At 57.1% G+C, this 12,577-nt stretch carries 11 protein-coding genes; 8 read left to right on the top strand and 3 right to left on the bottom strand.

The window, feature by feature from the left end:
* The first annotated feature begins 18 nt into the window (after positions 1-18).
* From C7436_RS11220 to C7436_RS11190, 7 genes are all read left to right on the top strand, one after another.
* Positions 19-1,710 (top strand): diguanylate cyclase, encoded by a 1,692-nt coding sequence (locus tag C7436_RS11220; protein WP_121207869.1) that lies wholly within the window; start codon positions 19-21, stop codon positions 1,708-1,710.
* A gap of 25 nt (positions 1,711-1,735) precedes the next feature.
* Positions 1,736-2,836, top strand: coding sequence for a response regulator (locus C7436_RS11215; protein WP_121207868.1), 1,101 nt, complete (start codon positions 1,736-1,738; stop codon positions 2,834-2,836).
* Positions 2,837-2,851: 15 nt separating this feature from the next.
* A complete protein-coding gene (locus C7436_RS11210; RefSeq protein ID WP_121207867.1) occupies positions 2,852-3,253 on the top strand; it encodes a response regulator in 402 nt (133 codons plus the stop codon).
* Positions 3,254-3,322: 69 nt separating this feature from the next.
* Entirely contained in the window at positions 3,323-3,643 is a 321-nt protein-coding gene (locus C7436_RS11205; protein ID WP_121207866.1) for a DUF2288 domain-containing protein, read from the top strand.
* 61 nt (positions 3,644-3,704) lie between these two features.
* Positions 3,705-4,613: a LysO family transporter gene (locus C7436_RS11200; RefSeq protein WP_121207865.1), complete on the top strand. Its 909-nt coding sequence runs from the start codon at positions 3,705-3,707 to the stop codon at positions 4,611-4,613.
* A gap of 108 nt (positions 4,614-4,721) precedes the next feature.
* Positions 4,722-5,678, top strand: a complete 957-nt coding sequence (locus C7436_RS11195) for an ABC transporter substrate-binding protein (RefSeq protein ID WP_121207864.1) — start codon at positions 4,722-4,724, stop codon at positions 5,676-5,678.
* Positions 5,675-7,954 carry a diguanylate cyclase domain-containing protein gene (locus C7436_RS11190; RefSeq protein ID WP_121207863.1) on the top strand — a complete coding sequence of 760 codons (2,280 nt, stop codon included), beginning with the start codon at positions 5,675-5,677 and terminating at the stop codon, positions 7,952-7,954. The genes C7436_RS11195 and C7436_RS11190 overlap by 4 nt, the downstream gene beginning before the upstream one ends.
* On the opposite strand, the gene C7436_RS11185 is transcribed toward C7436_RS11190, so the two are convergent.
* The 3 genes from C7436_RS11185 to C7436_RS11175 form a co-directional block, all read right to left on the bottom strand.
* Positions 7,936-9,543, bottom strand: coding sequence for a Na/Pi cotransporter family protein (locus C7436_RS11185; protein ID WP_121207862.1), 1,608 nt, complete (start codon positions 9,541-9,543; stop codon positions 7,936-7,938). The two genes, C7436_RS11190 and C7436_RS11185, sit on opposite strands and share 19 nt — an antisense overlap.
* A gap of 69 nt (positions 9,544-9,612) precedes the next feature.
* Positions 9,613-10,821: an HD-GYP domain-containing protein gene (locus C7436_RS11180; RefSeq protein WP_121207861.1), complete on the bottom strand. Its 1,209-nt coding sequence runs from the start codon at positions 10,819-10,821 to the stop codon at positions 9,613-9,615.
* Positions 10,821-11,627, bottom strand: a complete 807-nt coding sequence (locus tag C7436_RS11175) for a TatD family hydrolase (protein ID WP_121207860.1) — start codon at positions 11,625-11,627, stop codon at positions 10,821-10,823. The genes C7436_RS11180 and C7436_RS11175 overlap by 1 nt, the downstream gene beginning before the upstream one ends.
* Before the next feature lie 119 nt (positions 11,628-11,746).
* Between C7436_RS11175 and C7436_RS11170 the strand changes: the two genes are divergently transcribed.
* The gene (locus C7436_RS11170; RefSeq protein ID WP_022993236.1) at positions 11,747-12,577 is read left to right on the top strand and encodes a polyphosphate kinase 2 family protein; all 831 of its coding nucleotides are present in this window, start codon (positions 11,747-11,749) and stop codon (positions 12,575-12,577) included.

Below are 12,577 nucleotides of genomic sequence, written 5' to 3'. Positions count from 1 at the left end.
GAAGCTTGGGGTGTTTTTTTGGATAGCCGACAGCAGAAGCACATAGCGAATCGACTGAAAGTTCTCAAAAGCCGATTTATTGAGCGTCTAGAAGGTGAATTGGTCGATCTGGAAAAGCTTGCAAGGCGGCTTGATGATGGAACGGCCAGTGCTGAAGAACTTCTCAGTTGCAGCCAGCGTTTACATCAACTAGCAGGATCTGCAGGAACCTTCGGTTTTCCAGAGCTTGGACAATGTGCCCGGGATCTCGAGAAGCGTTTCAAAGGGTTTTTGGGACGTGATCCGGAGCAAGGCAGCACGCAGAAGCCTGACGTGCTGGAATTGTCTTCAGGTCTGTGGGCGTTGATTTCGATGGCCAATGCTCAAGGTCCTGAGTTGGCGGGAATTGCTAATGTTAGCTCGCCTGAGATGCCTGATCCGGATTCTCATGGTATGCAGGTTCGTCTGCTGATGATCACGGATGGCGATCGGTATGACCAGTTGGAAACGTTATCGTCAGATCTCAAGCGATATGGGTTTGACGTTTTGGTGAGTGAACTCGCCACATTTGGTGGCACTGCGGAAAAACTGCCAGATACTGTGTCGGACTATTCCGCAATCATCTGCCACTATCTCGAGGTAGACAAAGTTGCCGACGTGGTAACGGGGATAGATGTTGATCCGTATCGTTCTTTCCCGCCCATTTTATGTGTCGGTCACGAAGATGGATTCCAGAGCCGTTACCGTGTTGCGGATTATGGCGGTCGGGCTTTCTTCCCTGAGCCCATCGACTTGCCAGAACTGGTCGAGCGCATTGAGTCCCTTGTCGAAGAGCGAGTCGCGGGACTTCAAGCCCGTGTCATGATTGTAGATGATGATCAGGAACTGGCTGAGCATTATTGCCTGGTTCTGGAATCTGTGGGCGTTAAGGCGCGAGCTGTGTCCGATCCGCTGGTGTTAATGGAGGAGCTGCACAGCTTTGAGCCCGAGTTACTGCTTATGGACATCGAGCTCGGCGAATATTCGGGAGTGGCGCTGGCACGAATGGTCCGCTTTCAGGCTCGTTGGCTCAGCCTGCCTATTATTTATCTCTCGTCAGAGGACGATCCCGAGCGCCAGCTCAAGGCGTTATCCGGAGGTGCTGATGAGTTTCTGGTAAAACCGGTCTCTGACGATTATCTGATTCGCTCGGTCAAAATGCGCTGTCACCGGGCGCGTCAGCTCTCGGATTTGATGAATCGAGACAGCCTGACTCGACTCCTCAAGCACTCATTGATCAAGCAGGAGGTTGAAAGGGAAAGAGTTCGCTGTCGGCGCGGTGGCTATCAGGCCGCTACCGTTCTGCTAGACATTGATCATTTCAAGCGAGTCAACGATACCTGGGGGCACGGTCAGGGCGATGTTGTAATTCGAACGCTTGCTAACTTACTTCGCAACCGTTTGCGTGAGTCAGATGCCATAGGTCGGTATGGCGGCGAGGAGTTTCTGGTTGTACTTCCCCAGTGCGACGCACGGGCAGCCTGTGCGTTAGTGCAACGGATTCTGGAGAGCTTCAGAGAGTTGGAGTTTGCTGTGGCAGACACTGTGTTCAAGGTTACCTTTAGTGCCGGTATCGCACAGCTCAATGATTTTGATGACGGAGATCAGGCTATCGAAGCCGCCGATCGGGCACTCTATGCCCAGAAACGTGGTGGCCGGAATGGCGTCACAGTCTATCACTCCGGACTCTAGTATGAGGTAAATCTTGAGAGCATTGGTGCTTGAAGACGATGACTTGTTTGGCGAGCTGTTGGAAACGGTTCTTGCCGGATCTGGCCGAAGTGTCGATGTAACGGTGTGTAGTTCTCTTACTGAGGCGTATATGGCGCTAGGAAGAGGGTTCGATCTTGTTGTCACAGATTGGAATCTGCCCGATGGTTCAGGCCTGGATTTCGTTAAGAAGATCCGGAGCCAGGATAAGCAGGTCCCGGTGGTTGTTGTTTCAGCAAGGGCCGACCGCGAGTCTGTGTTGAAAGCAGCACACTATGGCATCAATGGATACATTACAAAGCCGGTAGATATCAACCTCCTTCATTCGCGATTGGCTCAGTTCTTTCCTGTTAAGGGACAGGAACAGGCCAGTGTTTCTGAGTATCTGGAAGCGTCTCTTGGGCGGGTAGTTCAGCTCTCCTCCGGGATGGATCTTGTGGAGCTTCTTAAGCTAATTGATCGAGAGAGCGAGCTCTCCCCTGCTCAATTGGCTGAACGTTGGAGAGACGAGCCAGCATTGACCGCAAGATTGCTCGATGTTGCCAACAGTACGTCGTTCCGCCGTACCGGGCAGCCAGTTGAGAGTCTCCGCGATGCGATTAGCTCCATCGGGGTGGCCATGTCGCTGAATCAGGCCCTGGCTCTATCGTTGGATGTGTCCGGGTCGGTAAGGCTCGAACCCTTGAAAGAGATCGCTGAGGCGGTAAATCAGAATATTCTGAGAGTATCGCAGTCGGCACGCGAACTGGCGATTAAGCTTGGCTTGCAGCCGGCAATTTTCCAACAAGCGGCTTTGCTCAGTCGTCTTGGAGAGTTGGCGGTGATTAAGGTGCTCGACGTTTTTCATGCCTCTGGTGGGCAGGTCGAGGAAGACCAACTGGAAAAACTGGTGGAAGATTGGTCGAAACCGTTCGGGAACCGTTTGAAAGTTCAGTGGCATTTGCCGCTTGGCCTCAGAGAGTTGATCGGCGCTGTTCATGTGTTGCCCGGCGACAGTACCCAGGATCGCCAACTGATTATGAGAGCTGCCGCTCTGGCGGCTCGTGATGAGCCAGACAACGAGGAATACCAGCGTCTCATTCGGCGGTTGGGGCTGGATAAACCATAGATTTTCGGGAGCATTATGGACGCGTCGACTAACACAGTGAGCAGAATTCTTTACGTTGAAGATGATCCTGATATACGAAGTATCGCTGAACTTTCATTGAGGGATGTCGGCGGCTTTGAGGTGTGTTTGTGTGAATCGGGTTCCGAAGCCCTGAAACTCATTGCGGACTTTGAGCCGGATCTGGTTTTACTGGATGTAATGATGCCGGGTATGGATGGGCCTCAGACTCTGAAAGCCCTGCAGCAGCGCCCGGAGGGGCTGAATATTCCGGTTATCTTTATGACCGCTCGTTTACAGCCCTCGGAAATTGAGGAATACCGGTTGCTGGGCGCCATCGGTGTCATTCCGAAACCCTTTGATCCCATGACTCTGGCCGATGATATCCGGCGTCTGGTGGCCGACAACCCGGAGCGTTGAACCGGGTGCGTCGTCATTGGTTTTAGGGTAGGCTGGCGCCCCGCAAATGAACTGATCACCGAGGTTGTCATGTCATCCCCCCAGTCGCCGGACGAAATCAAGGCCAAGCTCAACCTGGAGACCTCCCGCATTCACTGGCATGAGCTGCAAACCTATTATGCCCGGGGCCAGGTAGTGCGAGTGGCGCCAGAGCTGGACCTGCTGAATGTGGCGGCCCAGTTGGCGGCGGACAACAAGGCCCAGTTTGAGCACTGGATGTCCGGTGGGCAGGTGGGCGAGGTGGCGCCTGACCTCGCGCGCGCCTGGTACGACCGCAATGCGGAACTCTGGGCAGTCGTCATTGCCCCCTGGGTGCTGGTACAGGACCGGTCTGGTGAGCGTCTTCACTGAACGTCCCCGGTTTTCTCCCTAGCTGTCCTGCTCTTTATCCCTGTATTCGTTCGAGGTTTTCATGCTGACCGGTGCGCTCCTGATCCTGGCCCCGTTATTTCTGGGCTTTGCCATTGCCCTCTCCAATCGTCAGTTGATGACCGTGATTCACTATTCGGTGGAGGCCCTGGTGTATTTCATTCTGGCCCTGCTGGGATTGGGGCTGGGACAGATGGACGGGCTATTGGGCCAACTGGGTACCATGGCTGCCCAGGTAGCGGGGCTGGTGCTGGTCTTGCTGGTGGCGAACATGGCGGGCCTGTGGCTGTTTCACCGTTGGCAGCCCATGCACACGGAGGCGGCTGAAACCGGTTCCAGGCCCGGTTATGGCCGCCTGTTTCTGGCAGGCCTCAAACCGCTTTTGTCCGTGCTTGTCGGTGCTCTGCTCGGGTATTTCCTGTTCCCGGATCTGCCGATGGTGGACGATGTGGCCACCTGGGCGCTGATGTTGTTGCTGTTCCTGATCGGGCTGCAATTACGTAATGCTGGCCTGTCATTGCGCAAACTGCTGATGAACCGCCAGGGGCTGGGCATTGCACTGGCTCTGGTGGTTAGCTCCCTGGTGGCGGGACTGGCTCTGGTGCCTGTGCTGGATATTCCCTGGCATCAGTCTTTGGCCCTGGCCTCCGGGTTTGGCTGGTATTCACTCTCAGGCATTGTCATTGGTGATGCCCTGGGACCCGCCTGGGGCGGCGTCGCTTTCCTGAACGATGTGCTGCGGGAAATTATTGCCCTCGCCCTGATACCGTTGGTAATCCATACCCGGCCAGCCATGGCCATCGGCTACGGCGGAGCCACCGCCATGGATTTCACACTGCCGGTCATCCGTAGTAGTGGTGGCCTGGCCTGCGTGCCGGTGGCCATTGCTTCCGGCTTTCTGCTGTCCTTCCTTTCGCCGGTGCTGATGGGGGTTTTTCTGTCGCTGGGATAGGTTGATTTTGCTCAATTTGACCCGGTGCAATGCTTTGGTCAGATTTACGGTTATAGTGGCTACGGATTAGTATGCAAAGACTACCCACCTCTGTCCTGGAGCTTCTGGATGCACCGCCGTCACTTTCTGCACCTGACGATAGCTGCCGCTGTTGCTGCGGGAATGAGTGGTTGCTCCCGGCGAGATCCTCTGAGAACCGGTATTCACCCCTGGATTGGTTACGAACCCCTGTACCTCGCAGAAGAATTCGGCCGGCTCCCGGAAACGGTACAGCTGGTGAAGGGTGAGGCGGCCAGTGATTCCATCAGTGGACTGATCTCGGGCAACCTGGACGCCGCAGCCCTGACCCTGGATGAAACCCTCAGGGTTCTTGCCGCCGGGGTGCCCGTAAAGGCCGTTGCCGTCACTAACGTTTCCGTGGGCGCGGACGTGCTTCTGGTGCGGCCTGCAATTACCAGCCTCTCGGATTTGCAGGGCCGACGGGTCGCGGTGGAGCTCGGTGGCGTGTCCGGCATCATGTTGTTTTCTGTGCTTGAGCGCGCGGGCTTGACCAGTAACAACATATCGGTGGTGGATTTACCGGTCCACGAACATATCGGGGCCTGGCAGCGTGGTGATATCGACGCTTCCATCAGCTACGAACCGGAGGCCTCCCGGCTGGAGGACGAGGGCGCGGTGCGTCTTTTCGACAGCAGCCAGCTGCCGGAAACCATCTTCGATCTTCTGGTGGTCACTGATGCTGCGGCCAGTCGGCAGCCAGCCTCGGTACGGGATCTGGTGAAAGGCCATTTTCTGGGCCTGCAGCATCTGGTGCGTAACACGCACGATGCGGTCTATCGCGTTGCTACGCGCCAGCAGGTATCTCCGGAGATGGTGCGTCAGTCTCTGGCGACGGTGATGTTACCGGAACTGTCTGCCAACCATCGCTACCTTACCCACAATGGCCGGCTGGAAGTGGTGGCGAAGACGCTGGCAAGTATTATGGTTCGTGAGGGGCTGATAGATGCGCCCCTGCACTATGAGCATCTGACCGAGCCGGCTTTCCTGCCTCGGAGCTTGCCATGATGAAGGGGGTGATATACCGCTGCCTGGTTTGGCTGTTGGTGGTTGCTGCCAATGTACCGGCGCAGTTGGCAGCCAGCGACTCGGTCACGCTCGGCATTTTTGGCTACCGGCCTGATAACGTGATCAACGAACGTTATCAGCCGCTGGCCGACTACCTGACCCTGGAAACCGGCATGGCAGTGAACCTGAAGGTTTTCAATCAGGATGATATGAACCGTGCCCTGGCGGCCAACCAGATCGATTTCTTCCTCACCAATCCCAGCCATTTTCTGGTTATTCGCAGTGATCGCAGTCTGACCGGAGCCCTCGCAACCCTGCGCCGCAGCTGGCAGGGAAAAACCACGGGCAGTATTGGTGGCGTGATCATTACCCGTGCTGAACGGGACGATATCAACCGCCTGCAGGATCTGGAGAAAAAGAGTATTGCCACGCCAGGGCTGACCTATCTGGGTGGCTATCAGGCCCAGGCGCTGGAATTGGCCAGCGTGGACGTGGATGTTCGGCGCCATAACCGGATGGTGTTTCTGGGTAATCACGACCGGGTGATCCGCTCGGTGCTGGCGGGCGATACCGATGTCGGATTCATCCGCACCGGCATCTATGAAGAACTGCTGAGCGAGAACCCGAACCTTGCAGATGAGCTGAAAATCATCAATCCGCAGCAGCTTCGAGGCTATCCGTTTGTTCTGTCCACCCGGCTGTACCCGGAGTGGCCTCTGGTTTCTCTGCCCCATGTCGACAGCAGGACGGTACGCCGGGTTGCGTCCGCCCTGTTTGCTCTGGAGCCAGAGCATGCGGCGGCGCAGGCGGCCGGTCTGGCCGGGTTTTCGCCGCCTGCAGATTACCAGTCGGTCGAAATGCTGAGCCGAAGCCTGCGGATGCCGCCGTACGATCAGGTGCCGAGGGTAACCTGGGTCGACATACTCCACCAATACCGTAACTGGGTGATTACCGTTGCTGTGCTGTTTGTACTGCTGGTGATTACGAGTCTCTGGCTCGGCCGCAAGAAAAAGCAGCTGGCCTCTGAAGAGCGCAGGCTGCGCAAACTGATTGCCAGTTGGCCCCAGCCGATGCTGATGATCCGCAATGGTGAACTGGTGGACTGCAACCGGGCGGCCGTGGATCTGGTTGGCTATACCTCCGAAGCTTCGTTGTTGGGCAAGTCCCTGGCGGCCTTCTCACCTCATAGCCAGCCGGATGGAGCTCCGTCGTCACAGAAATCCGAGGCGCTCTTTACCCGGGTGACGGCTGGAGAGGTGTCCCAGACGGAATGGCTGTTTGTGCGTTCGAACGGGGAACGGGTGTGGGTGGCCATGACCCTGGCCCCGGTTTATGAACACGGCAGCGATATCCCTTCCGTACTCTGTTCCTGGCATGACATCACTCGCAGAAAGCAGGCTGAGGAACAGCAGCGGTTGGCGTTAAGGGTGTTCAAGAATGCCCGGGAAGCGATTTTTATCACCGATGCCCACGGCGTGGTGATGGACATCAACGAGTCCTACACCCAGATCACCGGGCGGGATCACAAGTCTGCCATTGGCAGCCTGCCGCCCATGCCGGTAGATGAGGGCAGTGCCATACTGGTGGCCGCCAGCAGGCATGGGGTGTGGAGCGGGGAGTTTGCAGCCCGGCACCAGGACGGCCAGGCCATTGTCTTGAACCTGAGTCTGAGCAGTGTGCTGGACGAGCAGGGCGAACTGTCCCATTTTGTGGGTGTCTTCAGTGACATCACAAGGCAGAAAGAGATTGAGAAGCAGCTCCGGATCATGGCCCACTACGACGCCCTGACCAATTTACCGAACCGGGTACTGTTCTCGGATCGTCTGCACCAGTCCATGGCCCAGGCCCGCCGGCAGAATTACCGGTTGGCGGTTGTCTACATCGATCTGGACCAGTTCAAACCGGTGAATGATGCCTTTGGTCACGATGCCGGTGATGGCTTGCTGGTGGAAGTGGCCCGGCGAATGCGTGCGACCCTCCGGGAGGAGGACAGTCTGGCACGGTTGGGCGGCGACGAGTTTGCCGCCATCATCGTCAATGTCCCGGACGCGGTTACCCGGGATATATTGCTCTCGCGTTTGCTAACGGTCATTGCCGAACCGGTGTGGGTGGCCAATCACAGCGTCGAAGTATCTGCGAGTATGGGTTACACCCTGTACCCTCAAGGCGAGGAAATAGACGGAGATCAGCTGCTTCGCCAGGCTGACCAGGCCATGTATCGGGCCAAGCGTGAAGGCAAGAACCGCTATTACTGTTTTCAGGATGCCGATGCCTGATCATGGCTTTGGTTGAGTAGCCCCACGCCGTCCTGCCAATACAGCGCCTTGCTCCACTGATCGGTGAGCCGGCGCACGGCACTGAGCTCATCCAGAACCTGGGCCCCCAGGCTGGAACTGAATTCCCGCCGGATCATCTTCTGCAGGGTGGCTGCTTTCAGCTGATGGTAGACGGTTTCGGCTTCCTGTAGCTGCTCCGGCACGGGCGTTTCTGAGGCCACCAGCGCCCGAATAACCTCGAAATAGCGGTTGAAAACCGATTCCAGCGTCTCGAAATCCGTGCGCCGGGCCAGCGCCCGGAGTCGAACCAGATGCAGGGTCAGCTCGGTGGCTTCAGCCAGGTAACGACAGGTGCGAATGCTCAGCGTCAGGGCATCTACCACCGACGGATGCATTTTCTCGGCTCTCAGGCGCCCGATGTAGTCGGTGATGGCCAGGTTCAGGTTTCGCACGGCATCGGCCTTCGGGCGCACATCGGATTCCTCCAGGCTTTCCCGGTCCAGGCATACCCGCAGCAAACCCCGACTGTGACCAATCAACCGCTTCATCTCCTGATCTACGGCGCCGATGGCCAGTTCCGGTGTCGTCACCAGAGTGTCATCGAGATAGCGGGGTTCGGCGTTGTCCTCTTCCTTGCTGCGAAACAGCCGGCCGAGAAAACGGGCAAACGGTTGGGTGAAGGGCAGCATGATGGCGGCACCCAGAACGTTGAACAACGTATGGAATAAGGCCAGAGAAACCGCCGGGTTGGCTTCCAGATCCAACATGTTGGTCAGGGTATTCACCAGCCAGAGCATGGCCGGCAGCACCAGCAGGGCGATGACGCCGGTGACCAGGTTGAACAGGATATGGCCGGTGGCCAGCCGGCGGGCGTTTGCTGTGGCTTTCAGGGCCGACAGCGCGGCGGTCGAGGTTGAGCCCAGATTGGCGCCAATCACGGCGGCGGCGGCATTGTCGAGCGGGATCAGGCCGCCAGCTGCAGCGGTGAGTACGATGGCCAGGGCGGCGCTGGAGGACTGGGTAAGAACCGTGGCCAGCAGGCCAATCAGCATGAAGGCCGGCAGGCCATAATCGGCGCTGATCAGGTGGCCGTTCTGGAAACCGAGAGCCGACGATTCGAGCGCGGTTTTGAGAATCGACAACCCCAGGAAAAACAAGGCAAAGCCTGCCAGAGCTTCCCCCAGAAACTGGTTTCTCGGGTTGCGGCTGACCAGTTTGAAGCCCACCCCGGCGGCCAGCAGTGGCAGCGCCATGGCTTCGATCTTGAAGCCGAAGCCAATCAGGCTGACCAGCCAGCCGGTCATGGTGGTACCGATGTTGGAACCGAAAACAACGCCCAGGGACTGGGCCAGAGTCATCAGGCCGGCATTCACAAAACCAATGGTTGCCACGGTGACCGCCCCGGAATGCTGCACGATACCGGTAATAACAAAGCCGGCAAACAGTGCCCGCAGAGGCGTTCTGGTCCAATGCCCCAACATATGGCGCAGATGATGGCCCGCGGCGTTTTTCAGACCATTGGTCATCATCTCCATGGCCAGGAGAAACAGGGCCAGACCGCCCAGAACCTGGAAAACCGATGACAGCATGATGGATTTTCTTTTTTATGGATGGGGCATTAACACAAGCCTAGCAGAGCCCGGGCAGCTTTCAGAGCGTCAGACCAGAAACTTCCGGATATCGAGTTTGTAGTCGTCTGGATCGACCGCCCGAACGATCCGGTCCTGGTTGCCGGGGCGAGACAGATCGATGGTATGCACGGTTACAGGCATTCGGAACTTCGTATTGTACATAACGCGCACCACGGGCAATCTCTGGTCAGATTCATTCGTTTCGATGACCACGCCCAGCTTGCCGCTTTCAAGCAAGACCAATGAACCTATCGGGTACAGCCCAACGCAACGGATAAACTGTTTCACCAGCGTCGGATCCAGATGATCCCCGGACCACTCCAGCAGTTTCTTCAGCCCTTGAGTCGGCGTCAGGCCTTTGTGGTAAACCCGGTCAGCAGTGATAGCATCGTAAACATCCGTGATGGCAACCATGCGTCCGTACTCGGTGATTTCGTCGCCTTTGAGACCTTCTGGATAGCCGCTGCCGTCCAGTTTCTCATGATGTTGGGCGGCGGTTATCACGGTGATCTCGCCGATGCCTTCGGTGCTGGCAAGAATGTCACGGGAATGGCGGGCGTGCAGCTTCATGACCTCGAATTCTTCCGCCGTCAGTCGGCCAGGTTTGTGCAGAACCTCATCGGGCGTAAGAATTTTTCCGATGTCGTGCAACAAAGCGCCTACGATGGTCTGGTGCAGAACATCCTGAGAGAGTTTCCGGTAATGTCCGAACAGTGACATCAATACGCTCAGATTGACTGAGTGCTCTAACAGGTAATTGTCTTTCTCGCGGATCCGTCCCAGGCAGCTCAGGGCATTGGCATTGCGTAGTACCGAATTTTGCAGCTCGTCTGCAAGCTGGTGGATCGGGGCCACATCAATTGCACCACCAATCTTGACGTTGTTCATGAAACTGCCCACCAGGCTTTGGGCCTGGCTGTGCACCTGTTGAGCAATAACTATTTCTTCTGCCAGAGGGGCCTTTGGGGTGTATCCCGGCTTCAGGGCTCCGGCGTTCTGCAGGGCCGTTTCATTACGCCGATCCACATGCGCCGCCGGCTCGGAATCCTGGCAGTCGGCGCCCCGGCTGACATCAATATAGACATACTGCACACCCATCCTGCGAATTTTCTCAATGGTCTCTTCCCGCTTGATAACCCCTTTTTTGCGCTGGGTGTTATGGGGGATCCAATCGTTGTTGAGGTCGGTAATGTACATACCGACCTTCAGGGCGGAGATGGGAATGCGTTTGATCATTAGTGGGGGAAAAACGTTCTCAGGCTGTTTTGATAGGTCTGACTTAATACCTGATCCATCGGCAACTCCTTAACGTCGGCAATTTTCTCGGCCACGAACGGCAGGTAAAACGGTGCGTTTTCACGGCCGCGATAGGGTACGGGTGTCAGGAACGGGGCATCGGTTTCCAGCAGGATCTGTTCGATGGGCGTCATGCGTACGATATCGCGCACGTTCTCGGCCTTATTGAAAGTGGTGATGCCGTTGAAGCCCAGGCACCAGCCCTGGTCGATGGCGTATTGTGCCAGCCCGGGCCCGGAGGTGAAGCTGTGAATAACCCCCCGGCGCTCAAGAGAATGCTCGAACTCTTTCAGAATAGCTATGGTATCGTCGTCGGCGTCGCGGCTGTGAATCACCACCGGACGGTCGCTGTCGCAGGCAATCTGAAGCTGCCGGCGAAACACCTCTCGTTGCACGGAGCGATCGGCATTGTCGTAGAAATAATCCAGCCCGATCTCGCCCACGGCCACGATCTTGTCGTCGGTGGCATGCTGGCGGATTTCCGCTTCCACCTCATCAGTATAGGTTTCCGCTTCATGGGGATGAATGCCCTGGGTGCCAAACACCCAGTCAGCGGAACCCGCCAGTTCGCGCACGGCGGCGAGGTTATCTGGCGACACCGCAATGGTGATCACCTTTTCGATGTTGACCCGCTGGCTTTGCTCCAGAGTATCGGACAACGGCCGGTCTTTCAGGTAGTCCAGATGGCAGTGGGTCTCGATGATCGGATGATCAAATACGGGAATCTCACGACGTTTCTTGCTCATGCCAGGGTACTAGACTCCATCAGGGTCGGTGTATGGATGCTATTCTGAGAATCTGATCACGTAAGTGTATCACTTTGTACGATTATTGACCTGCAACGGGGCGATAGGGAGTTTCCTTGATGAAATATACGGCATTTGCCCGTTCCTGGTTCTTGAATCCTGACCAACCGGCTCTCGAAGGTTATCCCTCGCTGTATGAGGGCGACGACAAGTTGCCTGCGCTTGAAGCCAGTCTGGAGGAGATCGGAGAGTACCAGCGGCGGTTGTGGGCCAACCGTAAGCAGGCATTGCTGGTCGTCATCCATGGACCGGACACCAGCGGCAAGGACAGCCTGATCCGGACGCTGGCCACCTACGCTGATCCGGCCGGCTTTCACGCCTGGTCATTCGGGCGACCCAATGCATCGGAAGCCGCTCATGATTTTCTCTGGCGGGTGACACCCTATCTCCCCGCCTATGGCCAGATGGTGGCCTTCAACCGCAGTCATCACGAGGCCGTCATCGGCGAGCGAGTATGGCCCGTGCGAGATGCCGGCACCTATCACTGGCCGGCCCGGTTCGAGGCCATACGGAATTTTGAGCGTCACCTGGTCAGCGAAGGCACCTGTGTCGTAAAAATCTGGCTCAACCTCTCCGAGGATGAACATAAACAGCGATTGCTCAAACGCCTGGACAAGCCCAGGAAGCGCTGGAAGTTTGACCGCTCCGACATCGAGGGCTGGAAGCAGCGCGCCCGTTATCAGGCCTTCGCCGAGGAAGCCCTGGCTCAGACCCACACCGAGGAAGCGCCCTGGTTCATTGTGCCCGGGGACCGCAAACCCCAGGCCCGGGCGATTGTGGCGGCCTTGCTGGCCGGGGTGCTGAAACAGCTTGCGCCGGACTACCCGGCGGAACATCCGGATGTACTGGAAGACTATCGTCAGTTGCTGGCAGCGAATGGCGTCAGCTAA

Source organism: Marinobacter nauticus (assembly GCF_003634635.1).
In the GTDB taxonomy this organism is placed as follows: domain Bacteria; phylum Pseudomonadota; class Gammaproteobacteria; order Pseudomonadales; family Oleiphilaceae; genus Marinobacter; species Marinobacter nauticus.
This window is presented reverse-complemented; position numbering and strand designations above follow the sequence as displayed.